18 protein-coding genes and 1 tRNA gene are annotated in these 19,010 nt (G+C 55.0%); 8 read left to right on the top strand and 11 right to left on the bottom strand.

What is annotated here, in order from left to right; genetic code table 11:
* Positions 1 to 2: 2 nt before the first annotated feature.
* From J7382_RS06225 to J7382_RS06235, 3 genes are read right to left on the bottom strand one after another with little or no spacing between them, the layout of a single operon-like run.
* Positions 3 to 1,349 carry a cytochrome P450 gene (locus J7382_RS06225; RefSeq protein WP_209068038.1) on the bottom strand — a complete coding sequence of 449 codons (1,347 nt, stop codon included), beginning with the start codon at positions 1,347 to 1,349 and terminating at the stop codon, positions 3 to 5.
* Positions 1,346 to 2,563, bottom strand: coding sequence for a hypothetical protein (locus tag J7382_RS06230; RefSeq protein WP_209068039.1), 1,218 nt, complete (start codon positions 2,561 to 2,563; stop codon positions 1,346 to 1,348). Before J7382_RS06230 ends, J7382_RS06225 begins: the two co-directional genes overlap by 4 nt.
* Positions 2,564 to 2,618: 55 nt before the next feature.
* Complete coding sequence (locus J7382_RS06235) at positions 2,619 to 3,371, bottom strand: cytochrome c biogenesis protein CcdA (protein ID WP_058240901.1); 753 nt, start codon at positions 3,369 to 3,371, stop codon at positions 2,619 to 2,621.
* Positions 3,372 to 3,436: 65 nt separating this feature from the next.
* Between J7382_RS06235 and J7382_RS06240 the strand changes: the two genes are divergently transcribed.
* Entirely contained in the window at positions 3,437 to 3,685 is a 249-nt protein-coding gene (locus tag J7382_RS06240; RefSeq protein WP_247744865.1) for a sulfurtransferase TusA family protein, read from the top strand.
* Between the two features lie 121 nt (positions 3,686 to 3,806).
* Here the strand turns inward: J7382_RS06240 and J7382_RS06245 are convergent.
* Together J7382_RS06245 and J7382_RS06250 are read right to left on the bottom strand one after the other, a co-directional pair.
* Positions 3,807 to 3,896, bottom strand: a tRNA-Ser gene (locus J7382_RS06245).
* A gap of 157 nt (positions 3,897 to 4,053) precedes the next feature.
* Positions 4,054 to 5,421 (bottom strand): 3-deoxy-7-phosphoheptulonate synthase class II, encoded by a 1,368-nt coding sequence (locus J7382_RS06250; RefSeq protein ID WP_209068040.1) that lies wholly within the window; start codon positions 5,419 to 5,421, stop codon positions 4,054 to 4,056.
* A gap of 162 nt (positions 5,422 to 5,583) precedes the next feature.
* Here J7382_RS06250 and J7382_RS06255 point away from each other — a divergent pair, with 162 nt between their 5' ends.
* Positions 5,584 to 6,585: a GlxA family transcriptional regulator gene (locus J7382_RS06255; protein WP_209068042.1), complete on the top strand. Its 1,002-nt coding sequence runs from the start codon at positions 5,584 to 5,586 to the stop codon at positions 6,583 to 6,585.
* A gap of 12 nt (positions 6,586 to 6,597) precedes the next feature.
* Here the strand turns inward: J7382_RS06255 and J7382_RS06260 are convergent, their stop codons facing one another.
* Complete coding sequence (locus tag J7382_RS06260; protein ID WP_209068044.1) at positions 6,598 to 7,017, bottom strand: hypothetical protein; 420 nt, start codon at positions 7,015 to 7,017, stop codon at positions 6,598 to 6,600.
* A gap of 37 nt (positions 7,018 to 7,054) precedes the next feature.
* Positions 7,055 to 8,170: a PQQ-dependent sugar dehydrogenase gene (locus J7382_RS06265; protein ID WP_209068046.1), complete on the bottom strand. Its 1,116-nt coding sequence runs from the start codon at positions 8,168 to 8,170 to the stop codon at positions 7,055 to 7,057.
* Positions 8,171 to 8,323: 153 nt separating this feature from the next.
* Between J7382_RS06265 and J7382_RS06270 the strand changes: the two genes are divergently transcribed.
* From J7382_RS06270 to J7382_RS06290, 5 genes are all read left to right on the top strand, one after another.
* A complete protein-coding gene (locus J7382_RS06270) occupies positions 8,324 to 9,508 on the top strand; it encodes an ABC transporter substrate-binding protein (RefSeq protein WP_209068048.1) in 1,185 nt (394 codons plus the stop codon).
* Positions 9,509 to 9,605: 97 nt separating this feature from the next.
* Entirely contained in the window at positions 9,606 to 10,388 is a 783-nt protein-coding gene (locus tag J7382_RS06275) for an ABC transporter ATP-binding protein (RefSeq protein WP_058240907.1), read from the top strand.
* Between the two features lie 93 nt (positions 10,389 to 10,481).
* Positions 10,482 to 11,309 (top strand): ABC transporter ATP-binding protein, encoded by an 828-nt coding sequence (locus tag J7382_RS06280; RefSeq protein ID WP_209068050.1) that lies wholly within the window; start codon positions 10,482 to 10,484, stop codon positions 11,307 to 11,309.
* 4 nt (positions 11,310 to 11,313) lie between these two features.
* Positions 11,314 to 12,324 (top strand): branched-chain amino acid ABC transporter permease, encoded by a 1,011-nt coding sequence (locus tag J7382_RS06285; RefSeq protein WP_209068053.1) that lies wholly within the window; start codon positions 11,314 to 11,316, stop codon positions 12,322 to 12,324.
* The gene (locus J7382_RS06290; protein ID WP_209068055.1) at positions 12,321 to 13,625 is read left to right on the top strand and encodes a branched-chain amino acid ABC transporter permease; all 1,305 of its coding nucleotides are present in this window, start codon (positions 12,321 to 12,323) and stop codon (positions 13,623 to 13,625) included. The genes J7382_RS06285 and J7382_RS06290 overlap by 4 nt, the downstream gene beginning before the upstream one ends.
* A gap of 69 nt (positions 13,626 to 13,694) precedes the next feature.
* Here the strand turns inward: J7382_RS06290 and J7382_RS06295 are convergent, their stop codons facing one another.
* Positions 13,695 to 15,242 (bottom strand): helicase HerA-like domain-containing protein, encoded by a 1,548-nt coding sequence (locus J7382_RS06295; RefSeq protein ID WP_209068057.1) that lies wholly within the window; start codon positions 15,240 to 15,242, stop codon positions 13,695 to 13,697.
* Between the two features lie 458 nt (positions 15,243 to 15,700).
* Here J7382_RS06295 and J7382_RS06300 point away from each other — a divergent pair, with 458 nt between their 5' ends.
* Complete coding sequence (locus J7382_RS06300) at positions 15,701 to 16,306, top strand: invasion associated locus B family protein (RefSeq protein WP_209068058.1); 606 nt, start codon at positions 15,701 to 15,703, stop codon at positions 16,304 to 16,306.
* A gap of 73 nt (positions 16,307 to 16,379) precedes the next feature.
* Here the strand turns inward: J7382_RS06300 and J7382_RS06305 are convergent, their stop codons facing one another.
* From J7382_RS06305 to lpxD, 3 genes are read right to left on the bottom strand one after another with little or no spacing between them, the layout of a single operon-like run.
* Positions 16,380 to 17,588 (bottom strand): beta-ketoacyl-[acyl-carrier-protein] synthase family protein, encoded by a 1,209-nt coding sequence (locus tag J7382_RS06305; protein WP_209068061.1) that lies wholly within the window; start codon positions 17,586 to 17,588, stop codon positions 16,380 to 16,382.
* 30 nt (positions 17,589 to 17,618) lie between these two features.
* On the bottom strand, positions 17,619 to 17,870 hold the full coding sequence (locus tag J7382_RS06310) for a phosphopantetheine-binding protein (RefSeq protein WP_209068062.1): 252 nt from the start codon (positions 17,868 to 17,870) through the stop codon (positions 17,619 to 17,621).
* A gap of 31 nt (positions 17,871 to 17,901) precedes the next feature.
* Positions 17,902 to 18,993, bottom strand: coding sequence for a UDP-3-O-(3-hydroxymyristoyl)glucosamine N-acyltransferase (lpxD, locus tag J7382_RS06315; protein ID WP_209068066.1), 1,092 nt, complete (start codon positions 18,991 to 18,993; stop codon positions 17,902 to 17,904).
* Positions 18,994 to 19,010: the final 17 nt, after the last annotated feature.

The following is a 19,010-nucleotide window of genomic DNA, read 5'->3' on the forward strand; positions in this document are numbered from 1 at the left end:
CGTCATTTCCGGCGCTCCAGCCGAAGGTTAATGCCATGACGCGACCGCACTGTCAGATGCGCAATGGGCACTGGCGGCGGCCCCTCTGGCGAGATGCGAAAGTGCTTCAAAATCATCGACAGCATCAGCACACCTTCCACCATCGCAAAGCCCGCCCCGGTACACACCCGCGCCCCCGCTGAAAACGGCACAAAGGCTTCACGCGCGCATGTCTTGCCATTCTCACTGTGCCACCGCGCCGGATCAAACCCATCGGGATTATCCCACAACCGCTCCTGTCGATGCAGATGCCACGGCGAGATAACCACCTGAGAACCTTTAGGAATATTTCGTTCACGAAAGGTTTCCGGACAGTTCGCTTCTCGCACCATCATGGGAACAGGCGGATAGAGCCGCAGCGCTTCACGGAACACATCACGGCTGATGCGCAGCTTGCTGATGGACGCAAAATCCGGGGTCAGCCCCGCAGCTTCTTCGGCGATTTTCTCCTGCCATTCGGGAAAGGCTGCGCAAAGATACAGTGCCCAGGCCAACGCAGAGGCACTGGTCTCATGCCCAGCTAGGAAAAAGATCGCAACCTGATCGACCATCTCATTGGTATCAAATGATTTTCCAGTCACAGGATCCGTGGTTGTCATGATCTTTGTGGCCAGATCATCCGGCGCGGACCCGGCGGTGATCTCTGCCATACGCGCCTCAGTCAGCTGAGTGATCAACCCACGAATACTGGCCGCTGTGCGTTTTGTGTCTTTTCGAAAAAACCTTGGAAACCAACGTGGTAGAGGGATAAATGCACCAAGGTTAACAATTGGTGCACTGCGCTGATAGGTCCGAAATTCATCAAAAACCTGCCCCGCCACCTCGTGATCAATCGGGATCGAAAACAGCGTCCGAAAAATCACATCCGCTGCAGCATGACTTGTTTCTTCTTCTATTTCAATTACTTGCCCAGCATGCTGTGACAAACGCTGCACCGCTGCCTCACTGGCCGCCCACATCGCCGGAAAGGTATCGCGCAGCCGCCCGCCCTCAAAAGCCGGATCAATGATCCGCCGCTGCCGCTTCCAGACCTCGCCGTTGGTCAGAAAGACAGATTCCCCCAAAAGAGGTTTCAAACCCTCGCTAACCCTTTGAGATTTAGGGAAATCATCAGGCCTCTTTTTGAGCACCTCATCAATCAACGCGGGCTGATTGATCATATAAGAGCGAAAGAACGGCGTGCGAAACTCCGCCATCCAGGCGCGGTAAAGCCTCTGCGGCTGCGCCGAAAGCAGATCTTTGCGAAACAGTCTAACATATTGATGCAGCGAAACTTTATCAGGCCGCGGCGTTGGCTTTGGCGGGATCATGGCGCGACTGACGTGTATTTATTCACGGCACCTTCCTTTCGCGACCCTGAAGGTTTGCGGTCTGCATAACGTTCAGCCAGTGTTTTGGGCCCGGCTGTGATGCGGAAATAATCATAATCTCCCGGTCGATCAAAGGCGCAAAGGTATTGAAAATGCAGCCGAAAAAACCGCCAGCGCAATTCCGCCCAACGCTCTTCACTGAGCGTTTGAGTAAAGGCTGCGGAGACCACCAAAGGCCAGATTTTCCCCTCCGCTGGTGCCACCCCTGAGACCGCAACGGGATCACAAAGCGCAAACGCACAGCCATCACCCGGCGCTGTGACATCCACCCAAGTGATCTCCTGACGCTGACAGAGAAAGGCCAGATCCGCCCGCAAACGCCATGCCTTTGGCAGAAAGGAAACCATTGGAACCACTTGACCTAATGAGAGAAATCCGAGTTTCGGCCCCTCCTCGCACACCGCCCCCTTGCGCAGCAGATCCGCCAATATCGACACCGCCAGATGCGCCCCGCTGGAATGCCCCACCACCAGAACCTCCTCATAGGGCTCCTGCAAAGCTGCTTCAATGCGCGCGCCAAACTCCGCCATCCGGCCTTCCAGATCTTCTGGATTGGCCCCTTTCGACGCCGCCGAATAGGCATAGTCATGCATCAGATAATAGGCAAAAAACTTCCCATCGCGCTTTTGGAACCACCGCAAAACGGGCCACAGCATCACCCCACCAAAAACAAAGGTCCACTCCGGTAAAAAGTGCGCCAGAGCCGCGCCAAGAAGACAACTTAAACCAATTGCAATAAGCAATTGAATTAAAAGAAAACAAACGGGATACAGGGCGGCAATGACAGGCCCCTTGCGCAGCTTCATCAGGCGCAACAATGCGCCACTTCCAATATAGGTAAAGGCGGTGCGCACAAGCTGCCCATAGGTCGCCGGAATGCCCTGTTCCATGCTGCCACGCACGATGTCTGACCAGATCAGCACCTCGACATCTGTGGCCGTCTCAGCACCATCCTGCGTGCTCGCAACATGCCAGCCATAAGGCCCGCCATCAGCGACCTTTGCCGCCAGCTGAATATCGTATTGAGAAATTTCGGCCTGCGCAGCGGATTCCTTGCGATACAGCTCGCGATACCGGCGCGGATGGATCGGGTCGTAGCCGGGTATATAAAACACCCGGCGTCGCCGCACTGATGTAAACTCGCCTTGCTCCATGGGCCGCCTCTCCGTTTTGGTGGAGTGTAGCGGCTCTCTTTGACAAAATTAAGCCTTATCCGAGGGTTGCAAGTGCCGGAAAGGTTTCCAAGAGCCAGAAAGAGAAAGTTGAGAAGGCACCGGTCAACAGCATGATGCCGACAAAGAGCAAAAGGCCGCCCATAACTTTCTCAATTGTTCCCATATGCGGCTTGATCTTGTTCATCACACCCATGGCACGATTGAGGAAGATCGCCGCCAGCAGAAAGGGAATGCCCAGCCCCGCAGCATAAACGCCCAGAAGAATGGTTCCGCGTGCAATAGAGGCCTCTCCAGCGGCAATCGACAAAATCGCACCCAATTGCGGACCAATGCAGGGCGTCCAGCCAAAGGCAAAAGCCAGCCCAAGCACATAGGCCCCGAAGGCGGACCCACCACTGTCACCGGTCTCGATGCGCGCCTCACGATCCAGGAAAGGGATGCGGAAGACGTTCAGAAAATGCAGGCCAAAGATGATCACCACACCGCCCGCGATTTTGCTAAAAAGCTCCTGATTTTGCAGGAAAAATGCGCCAAAGGCTGACGCTGTGAAACCAAGAAAAAGAAACACAGTCGACAAACCGAGCACAAAGAAGAGCGCAGCAATAATCGCCTTGCGACGCGCTTCTTCCTGCGTCGTCAACTCTGACATACTGACGCCACTCATATAGGCGAGATACGGCGGCACAATGGGCAGCACACAGGGGCTGAGGAAGGAGATGGTGCCCGCTACGAGCGCCACGACCATCGCCGGCAAGAGCCCGGCGTCTATGATATCAATTCCAAACATATCTCTCACTTAGAGGATGTGATTGGGAACGTCACCTCTCCGCTGGTAACATCCCTGTGGACAGGATGAAACATCGCGCCTATGTGAGGATTATGGATCTGGAAATAGACGCACTCGGGCTGCTGTGCCCCCTCCCCGTTCTCCGCTTACGCAAGCGTATGGAACCCCTTCAATCTGGCGCAGAGGTGCGTCTGATCGCTGATGATCCCGCAGCCATCGTAGACGTCCCCCACTTCTGCAATGAATCGGGCCACAGCTTTATTGGAATGACGGAAAAAAACGGGCAGCTTGAATTTACAATCCGCAAAGGCTGACCCAGCACAAAGGCAAATAGATCATAGCAGACCGCCCTTCGGCATCCCCAGACCTCAGTAGTCAGCTACTGCGCTTTTTATGCGCAAGAGTTGATCGATCTATCATAATGACATTCTTTTATGGCGGAGAGACAGGGATTCGAACCCTGGAGACGGTTTCCCGCCTACACACTTTCCAGGCGTGCGCCTTCGACCACTCGGCCACCTCTCCGCATCAGAGTGTCGATCAAGTGACCGTCTCTCTGTGGAGCGGTGTTTAGCTTTAACCACCGGGGAGATGCAAGAGGCAATTTGAGGTTATTTTCGCTTTTTAAAACAAAAAAGGGCCGCGCCAAAGCGCAGCCCCTTAAATACTTGCTTTTACAGGCTTAAACAGCTGCTGCCGTCGCCACCTGATCCCGGTTGGAAAGCTCTTCGGCAACCAAGAAGGCCAACTCAAGCGATTGGCTCGCATTCAGACGGGGATCACAGGCCGTGTGATAGCGTGCGGAGAGATCTTCCTCCGTCACAGCCCGCACACCACCTGTACATTCGGTCACATCCTGACCAGTCATCTCAAAATGCACACCGCCAGGGATGGTGCCCTCAGCTTTGTGGACGCCGAAGAACTCCCGCACCTCGCGCAGCACACTGTCAAACGGACGCGTTTTGTAGCCCGTGGCTGATTTGATGGTGTTGCCATGCATTGGATCACAGGTCCAAAGCACGTTAGCCCCTTCTTCCTGAACGGCTTTGATCAGGCGTGGCAGATGATCGCCAACATTGCCGGCACCAAAGCGTGCTATCAGCGTCAAGCGCCCCGCTTCATTCTCTGGGTTCAGTTTTTCCATCAGAACCTTGAGGTCCTCTGCCGTCGTGGTTGGGCCACATTTCAAACCGACAGGGTTCTGAACACCACGTGCAAATTCCACATGCGCGCCATCCGGCTGACGTGTGCGATCACCGATCCAAATCATGTGCCCCGACCCGGCAAGCCATTTGCCCGAGGTCGAATCCATACGTGTCAGCGCTTCTTCATATTCCAAAAGCAGCGATTCATGGCTGGTATAGAAATCAACAGTCTGGAGAGAATGCAGACGGTCTGATGTCACCCCTGCGGCCTTCATGAAATCAAGCGTATCGCTAATACGGTTAGCAAGGTCACGGTATTTCGCGGCTTTTTCACCTTCGGTGAACCCAAGCGTCCAAGAATGCACCTGATGCACATCAGCATACCCGCCCGTGGAGAAGGCACGCAGCAAATTCAACGTCGCAGCGGCCTGCGTATACGCCTGCAACATCTTGCTAGGGTCAGGAATGCGCGACTCTGGCGTAAAGGCCAGATCATTGATGATATCGCCACGGTAGCTTGGCAGCTCAATGCCATCGAGGGTCTCTGTTGGTGCCGAACGAGGCTTGGCAAATTGCCCAGCCATCCGACCGACTTTGACCACCGGCACTTTTGCGCCATAGGTCAACACCATTGCCATCTGCAGCATCACCTTGAAGGTGTCACGAATGCCATCCGCGCTAAACTGTTCAAAGCTCTCCGCGCAATCGCCGCCTTGCAGCAAAAAGGCCTCACCGCGAGAAGCGGCACCCAGCTGAGCTTTCAAGCGACGCGCTTCGCCGGCAAAGACCAACGGCGGATAACTTGCAAGCTTGGCTTCCACAGCCTTAAGCGCAGCCTCATCCGTATATTCAGGCATCTGAACTCGGGGCTTTGCGCGCCAGTCAGATTTTTGCCATTCTGCCATTGTCTTTACTCCGATTGGACAGGTTGAACCGCACTTATACAAAAGCTCTTGTGATAGGACCATAGATGAAATATCGGGCCTTGACGTGTGGGGTTAACAATTCGTCTAGTCACTCAATACAAGGCGCTGCATTGCGCCCCTAACAACGGGGAAAACGAAACGATGTCAAACACTTCGGCTATCGCGCCCACAGCTGGAAACAAAGCTCCCCGGCGTTTCGTTTTTGTACTTCTCGAGAATTTCACCATGCTCTCCTTCGCTTCTGCGATCGATTGTCTGCGTCTGGCGAACCGCAGATTGGGCAGAGAACACTACACTTGGATTCTCTGCGGTGAAGACACCGAAACGGTAACATGCTCGACGCAAACCACCATCAAACTGGATGTAGGGCTTGAAGAATTAAAACGCGATGACACTATTGTGTTGTGCGGTGGTTTGGAAATTCAAAAGGCCACCACCAAACGCCTTCTGAACTGGTTGCGCCGCGAAGCACGCCGAGGGCCACCCATCGTAGGACTGTGCACGGCCGCTTATACCATGGCCAAAGCCGGCCTTATGGATGGCAAACGCGCGACGATTCACTGGGAAAACCAAGACAGTTTCGCAGAAGAATTCGATGAAGTGGAGCTCTCCAAAGCTGTTTTCACCATCGATGGCAACCGCATGACGACAGCTGGCGGCACCTCCTCAATTGACCTGTTCTTGAAACTTATTGCTCAGGATCTGGGGGAGGATATCGCCAATTGGGTGGCAGATCAGCAAATTTACAACTCTATTCGAACCGATCAGGACACACAGCGTCTTTCGGTACCGACACGTATCGGGGTCCGGCACCCGAAATTGTCGATGGTTATCCAGATGATGGAGGCTAACATCGAAGAACCGATCAGCCCTTCTTTGCTAGCCAAGGATGTCGGCATGTCCACGCGTCAACTGGAACGCCTGTTCCGACGCTACCTGAACCGGTCTCCCAAGCGATATTATATGGAGCTACGGCTCCAAAAAGCACGCAACTTGCTGATGCAAACGGACATGAGCGTGATCAATGTGGCGCTCGCATGTGGTTTTGCATCACCCAGCCATTTCTCGAAGTGTTACCGAGCACATTACGAGACAACCCCCTACAGGGAACGCGGTTCTCAAAGCGCCCAGGCACCTGCCTGATGCGCGCCTTGGTCAAAAAAGGCCAAGTAGTTCCTGTACATCCTTGCCGTATTGCAAATTGAGAACCGCAAAACCGTCCTCTCGCCGGTGCATGAGGATGTAGACGTAAAAGTAATCCCCTGCCTCGGTCCAGTAGGCAAGTAACTCCTGCCGAAAGCCATTTTTAAGGGCAGCCGTCTGCACCGTGCTACTCCCGACAAAATCGTCTGGCACTGTTTTGCGAAGCACATCGTTGAGGGCTTCAATGTCCTTTTCCCCGTAGGCTTTGTCGATTTGGATAAGGTCTATGGCCTCGCCCAGCTCATGCTGCATGACCAGTTCGTTGAACATTGCCAAACCTTGATTGAACTGCGTGCGCTGATTTGTTTGAGCCTGCGTCACACTCGCCATACAAAGGGCCAATAAAGCCGCATAGACAGTAAATTTCTTCATAGAATCCTCAAGCACCAAAGCTCTAATATGCAGAAGCTTAGTCACGCGGTGTCATCCGGTAAAGGGTGCCTTTGTCCACCGAAAGAAACCAAATACCCCCATCTGGCCCCTCCCTAACATCACGCACACGCTGTGTTGCAGGTCCTCGAAGCCTCTCGCGTTCCTGCAGCGCCAAGCCAGAAAGGCGACTGATATAGTCAGATTTCAGACTACCCACAAAGAAATGCCCACGCCATTCTGGCCAGAGTTTGCCAGAATAGATCATCAAGCCAGATGGCGCGATGGAAGGATCCCAATAAAAGGCCGGTTGTTCCATTCCCTGTTTCTGCGTGCCCTCGCCAATCTTAAAGCCAGAATAATGCTTACCGTAAGAAATGACCGGCCAGCCATAGTTACGTCCTTTAAGAATAGCGTTGATCTCATCTCCACCTTTGGCACCATGTTCAACGACCCAGAGCTGCCCGAAGACATCCAATGCTGCGCCTTGTGGGTTTCGGTGGCCATAAGACCAGATCTCTGGCAAGGCGTTATCTTTTCCCACAAAAGGGTTCTGCGCGTAGGCTCCACCCGATTTATTGATGCGCACCACAGAGCCTTCATGACGGTCAAGTTGCTGTGCAGAGGGCCGATCACCTCTTTCTCCAATTGTGACGAACAACGACCTATCACCGACATCAACGATGCGGCTTCCGAAATGGCGCCCACCAGAGCTACCCGGCGCCATTTCAAAAATCTTGAGCACATTCCTTAGACTATGCCGATCAGACGAAAGCTCTGCGCGAAACACGGCTGTACCCGCCCCTCGGGCTTGAGCCACGGAGGCACTGAAAAAGATCAGACCTGTGTTTTCGAAATCTCGATCAACAACAACATCCAAAAGCCCACCCTGCCCCTGAACGTGCACCTCTGGCACACCAGCTATTTGCGTCTTTGCGCCCTGCGGAGAGATGTGGAACAGCTCCCCTCCACGCTGAGTAATCAGCATGGATTTGTCAGGCAGATGCGCAACCGCCCAAGGCTCCTCCAGATTGGTCACAATCGCTTCGACCTTCAAGCGTCCTTGTGACGATTCAATACTCTGTGCATGCGCCTTTGGAACTGCAAACACCAACAAACACATACATACCAAGCTCATTGCCGGAAAACGCCTCATGCCCATGTCCTATTCGAAAATGATACCTGTAAGTATCTCATATTCAGGGCGATAAAGATGATCAAAAATCAGTCATTCGGCCCTTTTCTTTTGAAACCACGGCGCATAGGCTCTCAGCCGGAAAAACAAAAAGTACCATTAGGGAGTACCACAATGAAAAAGCTGCTTATGGCCTCTGCTGCTGGCGCGTTGCTGGCCGGAGCTGCATCCGCAGAAGATATCAAACTGGGCGTGATCCTTGGCTTCACAGGCCCAATTGAATCGCTGACCCCAGCGATGGCTGCCGGTGCGGAAATCGCAATGGAAGAAGTGTCCAAAAGCGGCAAGCTGCTTGGTGGATCCACTGTTTCTGCTGTGCGTGCAGACTCAACCTGCGTTGACTCCGCTGCTGCAACCGCTGCTGCTGAGCGCCTGATCACGTCTGATGGCGTCAAGGGCATTATGGGCGCGGATTGTTCTGGTGTGACCGGTGCGGTGCTGGCGAATGTGGCTGTGCCAAACGGCATGGTGATGATCTCCCCGTCTGCGACGTCCCCGGCATTGTCTGATGCCACCGACAACGGCCTGTTCTTCCGCACAGCACCTTCCGACGCACGTCAGGGCCAGGTTTTGGCCAATGTCCTGATTGAAAAAGGCTTTCAGTCTGCGGCCATCACCTACACCAACAACGACTACGGCAAAGGTCTTGCTGACAGCATCGAAGCTGCCTTCAAAGCGGCCGGTGGCGAGGTGACCGCATCTTCTGCGCATGAAGATGGCAAAGCGGACTACTCTGCAGAGGTTGCCGCGCTGGCATCTGCGGGCGGCGATATCCTGATCGTCGCAGGCTATGTTGACCAAGGCGGCCCCGGCATGATCCGTGCCGCATTGGACACAGGTGCATTTGACACGTTCGCGCTGCCAGATGGCATGATCGGCACCGGCCTCGAAACCACCTTCGGCGATGAAATCGAAGGCTCGATTGGCACTTTGCCGGGGAGCGAAGCCGCTGATCCATCCGTCGTGCTGGAAGCCGCTGCGGCCACCGGTGTTGACGCCTCTGGACCATACATCGGCGAAAGCTATGACGCAGCCGCTCTGATCATGTTGGCAATGCAGGCAGCAGGTTCCAGCGATCCGGCTGCATACTCTGCAAAGATCGAAGACATTGCAAACGCACCGGGTGAGCCGATTGCTGCAGGTGAATTGGACAAGGCCCTTGAAATCCTTGCCGCTGGCGGTGAGATCGACTATGTCGGCGCAACTGCTGTCGAACTGATCAACGGTGGCGAAGCCGCAGGTGGCTATCGTGAAATCGTGATCGAAGGCGGCAAAATCACGACCGCCCAGTATCGCTAAGATCGCGCTACACTGCAGGTAGACACTGAGTAGCCCGGTCATATGCCGGGCTTCTTCAAATTTTAAGAGCGTAAAACAGGCTCACGGGGGATAGCATATGATCGTCGCAGAAGACGTTCACAAACATTTTGGAGGGTTTCGTGCCGTTGATGGTGCCACCCTTCGGATCGAGCCTGGCTCCATCACCGGGCTGATCGGGCCAAATGGCGCTGGGAAAAGCACAATTTTCAATGTGATTGCCGGGGTTCTGAAACCGACCTCTGGCCGTGTCACGATGGACGGCGAGGACATCACCGGCCTGCCACCCCATGAGCTGTTTCACAAGGGCTTGCTGCGCACCTTCCAGATCGCGCATGAGTTCAGTTCCATGAGCTGCCGGGAGAACCTGATGATGGTGCCGGGCAACCAGTCTGGTGAAACGCTCTGGAACACATGGTTTGGTCGCAAACGCATCGCCGACGAAGAGCGTGCCTTGCGGGCGAAAGCCGACGAAGTGCTTGAATTCCTTACCATTGAGCATCTTTCAGATCATAAAGCCGGGCAGATTTCGGGCGGTCAGAAAAAGCTGCTGGAACTGGGTCGCACGATGATGGTGGATGCCAAAATCGTCTTCCTCGATGAAGTGGGCGCAGGCGTGAACCGCACCCTGCTGAACACCATCGGGGATGCGATTATCCGCCTGAACAAAGAGCGCAATTACACCTTTGTGGTGATCGAACATGACATGGATTTCATTGGGCGTCTCTGTGATCCAGTGATCTGCATGGCCGAAGGCAAAGTGCTTGCCGAGGGCACGCTGGACGAGATCAAGGCCAATGAACAGGTGATCGAAGCCTATCTTGGCACGGGCCTCAAAAATAAGGAACAGCTGAGCGCATAAGACGTCGGTAGTGCGTCTGTATCGCAGCGGTATTGCAGCGGTATCACGACAGTGCATTGACGGTAACTTGCGCCCTCAGCGAGGAGAGTTGGGATGACGGGGAACCCCTATCAGGATGATCGTGGCAACAAGGATGCCTCTATCACCAACCCGAAGGGCGGCGGCGAACTGGTGAGTTCGGTCGGCACCGGGAAAGAGATGAACACAACAGACGCCTTTCTGGTCGGCGACAGCATGACAGGTGGCTATGGCAAAGACGGGCCGGATATTCTGCACGACTGCACCATTGCGGTGAACCCGGGCGAAATCGCTGTGATCGTCGGGCCAAATGGTGCCGGCAAATCCACCGGCATGAAAGCGGTGTTTGGCATGCTCAATCTGCGGCAAGGTTCTGTGCGGCTGGATGGCGAAGACATCACAAGCCTGACACCACAGGATCGCGTGGCAAAAGGCATGGGCTTTGTGCCGCAGGTGAACAACATTTTCACCTCCATGACCGTGGAAGAGAACCTCGAAATGGGGGCCTTCATCCGTAAGGACGATTTCAGGGATACGATGGAGCAGGTCTATGGCCTCTTCCCGATCCTGAAAGACAAACGCAATCAGCCGGCGGGCGAGCTTTCCGGTGGGCAACGTCAGCAGGTGGCCGTGGGCCGCGCCCTGATGACCCAGCCCAAAGTGCTGATGCTGGATGAGCCCACCGCAGGTGTGTCGCCCATCGTCATGGATGAGCTGTTTGATCGGATCATCGAAGTGAGCCGCACCGGCATTCCAATCCTGATGGTCGAGCAAAACGCCCGTCAGGCGCTGGAGATTGCCGACAAAGGCTATGTGCTGGTGCAAGGCCGCAATGCCTATACCGGCAGCGGCAAAGACCTTCTCGCGGATGAAGAAGTCCGCAAAGCATTCTTGGGGGGCTAAGACTATGGACTTCCTCAACGCCATTGTGGCGCTTTCTAACTTTGTTCTGATCCCCGCGATTGCCTATGGCAGTCAGCTGGCGCTGGGGGCGCTGGGGGTGACGCTGATCTACGGAATTCTGCGGTTTTCCAACTTTGCCCATGGCGACACCATGGCCTTTGGCGCGATGATTGCCGTTGGTGTGACCTATCTGTTGCAATATTGGGGGGTCAGCTTTGGCCCGCTGCCAACCGCTCTGCTGGCCCTGCCCTTTGCCATTCTTGGCACCATGGCGCTGGTGTTGATCACAGATCGGGTGGTCTATCGCTTCTATCGCACACAGAAAGCAAAGCCCGTGATCCTTGTGATTGTCTCTATGGGTGTGATGTTCATCATGAACGGGCTTGTGCGGTTTATCATTGGGCCAAATGATCGCAAATTTGCCGATGGCGAGCGTTTCATCATCTCCGTGCGTGAATTCAAAGCCATGACCGGCCTGCGCGAAGGTCTGGCGATCAAGACCACACAGGGCATCACCGTTGTGGTGGCCGTGATTGCCGTTGTGCTGTTGTTCTGGTTCCTGAATCGCACCCGCACCGGCAAATCGATGCGCGCCTATTCTGACAATGAAGATCTGGCACTGCTGTCAGGCATCAACCCAGAACGTGTGGTGATGTACACTTGGCTGATTGTGGCCGCGCTGGCGACCACGGCAGGTGTGCTCTACGGGCTGGACAAGACCTTCAAACCCTTTGTCTATTTCCAGCTGCTGCTGCCCATTTTTGCCTCTGCCATCGTAGGTGGCCTTGGCAGCCCGATTGGCGCCATCGCCGGTGGGTTTGTGATCGCCTTCTCGGAAGTCACGATCACTTATGCCTGGAAAAAAGTGCTGAAATACATGCTGCCAGAGCAGCTGGAGCCGTCTGGGCTCGTGCAGCTTCTGAGCACCGACTATAAATTTGCCGTCAGCTTTGTGATCCTGATTGTGGTTCTGCTGTTTAAGCCGACCGGCCTGTTCAAGGGGAAATCGGTATGAGCGAGACAATGAGAAACACCGCGCTCTTTGGCATCGTTTTTGCCCTGATCATCCTGACCGGTTTCATGCAGAGCTGGAACGTGGCGTTGCTGATCATCAATATGGGGTTGATCTCGGCCATCATGGCGCTTGGCGTGAACCTGCAATGGGGATTTGCCGGGCTGTTCAATGTGGGGGTCATGGGCTTTGTCGCCCTTGGCGGTCTGGCTGTTGTGCTGACCTCTGCGGCCCCGGTTGAGGATGCCTGGAGCGCCGGGGGCTGGCGGATCATGATTGCCCTGCTCGCAGGCGCAGGCACGATTGTTGGCACGGTGATGGTGCGCCAGCGTATGAGTGCTGGCCGCGCGCGCAACCTCGTCACATTTGCGCTCCTGATGGGTGGTTTTTTCCTCTATCGGGGTATCTTTGATCCAGGTGTGGCCGCCGTTGAAGCGATCAATCCAGCCCTGCAAGGCAATTTGGGGGGGCTGGACCTGCCCGTCTTGCTGGCATGGCCAATGGGGGGGCTGCTGGCGGCAGGTGTTGCTTGGCTGATTGGCAAGACCGCATTGGGATTGCGCTCTGACTATCTGGCGATTGCAACACTTGGCATTGCCGAAATCATTATTGCGGTTATGAAAAACGAAGACTGGCTTGCACGCGGCGTGAAAAACGTTGTGGGTCTGGACCGGCCTGTGCCTTACGAAATTGATCTGCAAAATTCATCAAGCTTCATCAATCACGCCGAAGGTCTGGGCATTGATGTCGCCACAGCCTCGTCGCTGTTCGTGAAGCTCAATTATGCGATCCTCTTCACGGCTGTTCTGTTGGTGATTTTCGTGATGGCTCAAATGGCGCTCAACAGCCCATGGGGCCGTATGATGCGCGCCATTCGGGACAATGAAGTGGCCGCAGAGGCTATGGGCAAACATGTCACCAATCGCCACCTGCAGATCTTTGTGCTTGGCTCTGCAATCTGTGGCATTGCCGGTGCGATGATGACCACATTGGATGGGCAGCTGACGCCGGGCACCTACCAGCCGCTGCGTTATACCTTCCTGATCTGGGTCATGGTGATTGTTGGCGGATCCGGCAACAACCTTGGGGCCGTATTGGGGGGCTTTCTGATCTGGTTCCTCTGGGTGCAGGTTGAACCGCTTGGCCTTTGGCTGATGGAGTTCATCACCTCTGGCCTGTCTGAGGACAGCTGGCTGCGCGATCACCTGATCAAAAGCGCTGCGCATATGCGTCTGCTGACCATGGGCGTAGTCCTGCTGTTGGTGCTCAGGTTTAGCCCACGCGGCCTGATCCCCGAAAAATGAAAAAAGGCGCTCCTTCCGGAGCGCCTTTTGCCTTCGGCGGGAGTATTTTGGTCAGAAGAAGCGCCGCGCTCAGCGCCCTTTGAACAGGCCACCGAGAATGCCGCGCACGATGCGACGCCCGGTTGTGCCGGTGAGCTCTTTCATGACCATCTTCCCCATGGCTTCTCCAAAACTGTCGTCTGCGCGAATGCGCATGGACCGGGATGAAGATCGGCTGACGCGGGAGCCACTGTAGCGGCGTGCCGCATTGAATTCGCGCTGCGCAGTGGATTGCTCTTCTTCCTCTGCTTCCACGTCTTCTGCGGCCTTGGCCGCCTGAGCCGCGCGATCGCGCAAAATCTCATAGGCTGAAAGGCGATCAACGGAGTGATCATATTTCCCGGCAACCGGTGAGGTACGCATCAGAGCGCTTCGCGCCGCGCTATCTAATGGGCCCAGTTGGGAAGATGGAGGGCGGATCAAGGTGCGCTCCACCACGCCGGGAACGCCTTTCTTCATCAGCATCGAGGTGACGGCCTCGCCCACCCCAACCTCACGGATTGCGGCCTCCGTCTCAAATCTCGGATTGGGGCGATAGGTTTCAGCCGCCATGCGCAGCGCCTTCTTGTCACGCGCCGTAAAAGCACGCAGGGCATGTTGCACACGGTTGCCTAACTGGCCCAGAATGTCCTCTGGAATGTCATCGGGGTTTTGCGTCACAAAATAGACGCCAACGCCTTTGGAGCGAATGAGGCGCGCCACCTGTTCCACCTTGTCCACCAAGGCTTTGGGTGCGCCATCAAACAAGAGATGCGCTTCGTCAAAAAAGAACACCAGCTTTGGTTTGTCCGGGTCGCCCACCTCTGGCAGGGTTTCAAACAATTCTGACAACAGCCAAAGCAGGAAGGTCGCATAGAGCCGGGGTGCGGCCATAAGCTTATCTGCCGCGAGGATATTGATCTGCCCCCGGCCGTCAGCCGCAACCTGCATCAAATCGGTGAGATCCAGCGCAGGTTCACCAAACAGCTTATTGGCCCCCTGGTTTTCCAAGACCAGCAATCGCCGCTGAATGGCGCCAATTGAGTTGACGGAAATATTGCCGTAGCGCAGTGCCAGTTCAGCGCGATTTTCCCCTACCCAGACCAAAAGCGCCTGCAGGTCTTTAAGATCCAAGAGCGGCAACCCCTGCTCATCGGCCAACCGGAAAGCAATGTTCAGAATGCCCTCTTGCGCCTCAGAGAGTTCCATCAATCTTGCCAACAGAAGTGGCCCCATTTCGGCAACTGTTGTGCGCACAGGATGCCCCTGGTCCCCAAAGAGATCCCAGAAGGTGACAGGAAAGGCTTGATAGGCAAATTCCTCAAACCCAATGGTTTTCGCACGGTCCTGAAAAGCATCATGAAGCTTAAAGCCTGCGCTTCCTGACGCCGCCAGTCCAGAAAGGTCTCCTTTTACATCAGACAGGAACACAGGTACGCCAGCCGCCGAGAACCCTTCCGCGAGAATCTGCAAGGTGACCGTTTTACCAGTGCCGGTGGCTCCAGCAATCAAGCCATGGCGATTGGCATATTTGAGCGTCAGGCCCTGTTTTTCAGCGTAGTCAAGACCACCGCCGCCCAAAAAAATCTTGCCGTCCATCAGGGGGTTACCTCATCCTTGATACATTCAAAGCGACGCGTCCGGCGCATCACACTCATTTTTAACCTTTCTACCCCACATTCTAAAGTGTTCCGGATCAAACCTTTAACCGTTTGGGAAAGAACTCCTCCCTGTTGAGACTGGCCGCACGCAATGTGCGGCCTTTTTTTTAGACATTTCAGTCAGGAACATCCCCTTTTCATGTTGACCGCCACGTCGTTTCTTCGTAGCGTTTGGGCAATAAATAAGTCGGCCAGTCCGACGGGGAGTGAAAATATAAAAGGGCTCGGCAACGGGCCCTTTTTGTTTTTCTGACTTTTCTTTTGACAACAAAGCACACTGTTAACAGGCAAGAACCTGCTAATTTTCATCAGGTTTAAGCCAAGCTGTGACTGACATTCTCCCGACCACATGATACTGCGCTAGCAGATCTATGCGAAAATCCTGGATACCACGCGATGAACTTAAAAACTGTCCTTGCCTCTTTGTCCTTTGTAGCATTTGCCAGTCAGTTGACAGCACAGGGCGTACCGTCCCTCGCAGATGGGTCTTTGGCCATGGGAGAGGCCGTCGCGCCGCAAGCAGAAGCACAAGCGCCCCAAACTGCGGGTGAAGACATCACATCCGAAATCATCGGAGACTGGGATCTGCAATGTGCGGCCTCTGGCCCTGAACCGCGTCCTTGTCGCCTGTACCAACTGCTCAAAGACCCTGCTGGTACACCCATTGCTGAAGTTACGCTTTTTGATCTCGCCGTACCTGAAGGTGAAGCTGTTGCGGGTGCAAGTGTGATTGTCCCGCTGGAAACCCTGCTTACCTCACAATTGACCGTGACTGTTGATGGTGAAAACGCACGCCGCTACCCTTTTGCCTTCTGTAATCAGATGGGCTGTGTCGCGCGGATTGGCCTGAGCGCGGACGATATCGCCAAATACAAAGGTGGCAATGCCGCCCAACTGACAATTGTGCCCGCGCTGGCCCCAACTCAGGTGGTGAACATCAACATGTCACTTGCAGGCTTTACCAAGGCCTTTGGCAAAGCCTCAGGAGAAGTGGCGGAATAAAGAACGCTCATACAAAAATGAAAAAGCCGCGCAGGAAGCACCGCGCGGCTTTTTTATATTTAAGCAGCGGCTCTTACACGCGGCGCAATGCCATAACCGCGTTAAGCCCGCCAAAAGCGAAGGCATTAGAAAGCGCGACATCAACCCGTGCCTCACGCGCCTGATTGGGCACCACATCCATCTCACATTCCGGATCGGCTTCTTCGTAGCCAATCGTTGGCGCAATCACACCGTCGCGCAGTGCCATGATGCAGGCCAAGAGTTCCACTGCGCCAGTCCCGCCAATCAAATGGCCGTGCATGGACTTGGTAGAAGAGATCATCAGCTTGTCAGCATGAGGGCCGAACACATCGGCAACAGCGCTACACTCGGTTTTGTCATTGGCCGCCGTACCGGTGCCATGTGCGTTGATATATCCAACCTCTTCGCGATTGATACGGGCATCTGCAAGGGCGCCAGAAATCGCGCGCGACGCGCCTTGGCGCGACGGCATCACAATATCTGCGGCATCAGATGTCATTGCAAAGCCGATCACCTCGGCCAGTATTTCGGCACCACGCGCTTTGGCATGTTCGTACTCTTCAAACACAAAAACCCCGGCACCTTCGCCCTGCACCATGCCATTGCGTGTCGCCGAAAACGGACGGCATGCATCTTTGGACATCACTCTCAGGCCTTCCCAGGCTTTGACCCCACCAAAGCACAACATGGATTCAGCCCCCCCCGTGATCATCACGGGCGACATCGCATGGCGCACCATCTGAAAGGCTTGCGCCATGGCGTGGTTGGAACTGGCACAGGCAGAGGCCACGGTGAAGCTCGGCCCTTTGAGGTTGAACTCCATGCTGATGTGGCTGGCGGCCGCGTTGTTCATGAGTTTTGGCACAACAAACGGGTGAACGCGGTTTTTTCCGTCCTCATAGACCGTGCGATAGTTTTCATCCAAGGTCTGCATACCACCACCGGAGTTGCCCAGCACCACCCCCGTTTTGGCCGAAAGCTCTCCGGAAAATTCCAGGCCAGACTGCGCCAGAGCTTCACGCGCTGCCACAAGGGCAAATTGCGTAAAACGGTCATAAAGCGCCAATTGCTGTCGGTTAAAGATCTTATCGGGCTCAAACCCGCGCACCTGAGCGCCGATCTTGACGGCAAGTCGGTCTACATCTCTCAGGCTTAACTCTCCGATGCCGCACTTACCCTCACGCATTGCGGCAAGGGTTTGGGGCACATCATGCCCCAAGGCGTTGATGGTCCCGGCTCCAGTGATGACGACGCGCTTCATTTTTTTCGAGCTCTTTGCTGATTGATCGTTTTAGGCGTTCACCAGTTGCTCGATCCCGGCAATGATCGTGGCTACGGAAGAGATATCAAAATCGCTCTTCTCAGGCTCATTTGCGTTGAACGGAATGGAAATGTCAAAAGCTTCCTCAATGGCAAAGATGCTTTCAACCAGACCAAGGCTGTCGATACCGAGATCCTCAAGCGTGCTCTCCATCGACACATCCGATGGCTCCAGAACGGCCTGCTCAGCAATGATGGCAATCACCTGCTCTTTGACGTCCATAACATTTTCCCTTTCAACGAAGTCGGTTCGTTTAGGACTTCAAACCCAACTTCGAAACAGTTTTTTGAAGATCGGCAAATTGCTTGGCCAATCTCGGCAACCGTCTCAAGGCTTTGTACATTTCCAGGTTCGTGTCCATCTTAACGGCAGGGTAACCCAGAACCACTTCTCCGGCCGGAACCTTGCTCAGAATTTTGGAGGCGCCCCCAGCAATGACATTGTCGCCCACGACGGTGTTGTCTGAGACACCAACCTGTCCGCCCATGACAACGTTGTTGCCGATCACAGTGGAGCCTGCGATTCCAACCTGAGCCGCCAAAAGGCAATCGTTGCCCACAACCACATTGTGCGCAATGTGCACCATATTGTCGATTTTGCAGCCGTTGCCGATACGTGTATCGCGGACAGTCCCATAGTCCACACAGGCGTTTGCGCCAATCTCAACGTCATCGCCGATCGTCACTGCGCCCAGCGAGTGAATACGGGCCCATGCCTGAGCAGACACCTCTCCCTGATCCCCAAGCGTGGCGCGCGCTTTTTCAACACCGCTGGCTTCGGGTGTCACAAAAGACATGCCGTCGGCCCCGATCCGTGCGCCGGGCTGACACCAGAAGCGATCGCCAATTGTGACACGTGCCCCGATAGAGACGTGATCGCGCAACATAGCTCCTGCGCCGATGGTGACATTCGGTCCTATATGGCAGAAAGCGCCAATCACAGATCCTTGGCCAATGCTGCTATGTGCGCCAATCACAACATAGGGGCCTACAGAAACACCTTCGCCAAGCGTTGCTGTTTCATCAATCAGCGCCGTGGGGTGGATCCCGACTTGTTGCCCCTGCCCCGGATCCATCATTTTGGAAAGTCCGGACATCGCATAACGGCCACGTTTGGCCGTGATGGCTGCTTCCAGCCCCATAGCTTCCCAATCCGCGCCATCCCAAAGCAAAGCGACACGCGCCTGCCCTTGTGACAGACCTTCAGCGAATTTGGGGTTTGTCAGCAAGGCGATATCATTGGAGCCCGCCAAAGCAGGCTCCGCAACACGCTCGACAACCAAGTCTGTGTTCCCGTGCGCCTGCGCATCAATCGCGGTCGCAATCTCCTGAACAGTGAACGCCATCTGCGGTCCTCCGGGTG

Source organism: Shimia sp. R11_0, assembly GCF_017744035.1.
GTDB classification, from domain to species: Bacteria; Pseudomonadota; Alphaproteobacteria; order Rhodobacterales; family Rhodobacteraceae; genus Shimia; species Shimia marina.

What these genes read in the sequence shown, in the direction of transcription:
- J7382_RS06225 (WP_209068038.1), bottom strand. Translation starts at nt 1,349, where the DNA reads ATGATCCCGCCAAAGCCAACGCCGCGGCCTGATAAAGTTTCGCTGCAT.
- J7382_RS06230 (WP_209068039.1), bottom strand. Translation starts at nt 2,563, where the DNA reads ATGGAGCAAGGCGAGTTTACATCAGTGCGGCGACGCCGGGTGTTTTAT.
- J7382_RS06235 (WP_058240901.1), bottom strand. Translation starts at nt 3,371, where the DNA reads ATGTTTGGAATTGATATCATAGACGCCGGGCTCTTGCCGGCGATGGTC.
- J7382_RS06240 (WP_247744865.1), top strand. Translation starts at nt 3,437, where the DNA reads ATGAAACATCGCGCCTATGTGAGGATTATGGATCTGGAAATAGACGCA.
- J7382_RS06250 (WP_209068040.1), bottom strand. Translation starts at nt 5,421, where the DNA reads ATGGCAGAATGGCAAAAATCTGACTGGCGCGCAAAGCCCCGAGTTCAG.
- J7382_RS06255 (WP_209068042.1), top strand. Translation starts at nt 5,584, where the DNA reads ATGTCAAACACTTCGGCTATCGCGCCCACAGCTGGAAACAAAGCTCCC.
- J7382_RS06260 (WP_209068044.1), bottom strand. Translation starts at nt 7,017, where the DNA reads ATGAAGAAATTTACTGTCTATGCGGCTTTATTGGCCCTTTGTATGGCG.
- J7382_RS06265 (WP_209068046.1), bottom strand. Translation starts at nt 8,170, where the DNA reads ATGAGGCGTTTTCCGGCAATGAGCTTGGTATGTATGTGTTTGTTGGTG.
- J7382_RS06270 (WP_209068048.1), top strand. Translation starts at nt 8,324, where the DNA reads ATGAAAAAGCTGCTTATGGCCTCTGCTGCTGGCGCGTTGCTGGCCGGA.
- J7382_RS06275 (WP_058240907.1), top strand. Translation starts at nt 9,606, where the DNA reads ATGATCGTCGCAGAAGACGTTCACAAACATTTTGGAGGGTTTCGTGCC.
- J7382_RS06280 (WP_209068050.1), top strand. Translation starts at nt 10,482, where the DNA reads ATGACGGGGAACCCCTATCAGGATGATCGTGGCAACAAGGATGCCTCT.
- J7382_RS06285 (WP_209068053.1), top strand. Translation starts at nt 11,314, where the DNA reads ATGGACTTCCTCAACGCCATTGTGGCGCTTTCTAACTTTGTTCTGATC.
- J7382_RS06290 (WP_209068055.1), top strand. Translation starts at nt 12,321, where the DNA reads ATGAGCGAGACAATGAGAAACACCGCGCTCTTTGGCATCGTTTTTGCC.
- J7382_RS06295 (WP_209068057.1), bottom strand. Translation starts at nt 15,242, where the DNA reads ATGGACGGCAAGATTTTTTTGGGCGGCGGTGGTCTTGACTACGCTGAA.
- J7382_RS06300 (WP_209068058.1), top strand. Translation starts at nt 15,701, where the DNA reads ATGAACTTAAAAACTGTCCTTGCCTCTTTGTCCTTTGTAGCATTTGCC.
- J7382_RS06305 (WP_209068061.1), bottom strand. Translation starts at nt 17,588, where the DNA reads ATGAAGCGCGTCGTCATCACTGGAGCCGGGACCATCAACGCCTTGGGG.
- J7382_RS06310 (WP_209068062.1), bottom strand. Translation starts at nt 17,870, where the DNA reads ATGGACGTCAAAGAGCAGGTGATTGCCATCATTGCTGAGCAGGCCGTT.
- lpxD (WP_209068066.1), bottom strand. Translation starts at nt 18,993, where the DNA reads ATGGCGTTCACTGTTCAGGAGATTGCGACCGCGATTGATGCGCAGGCG.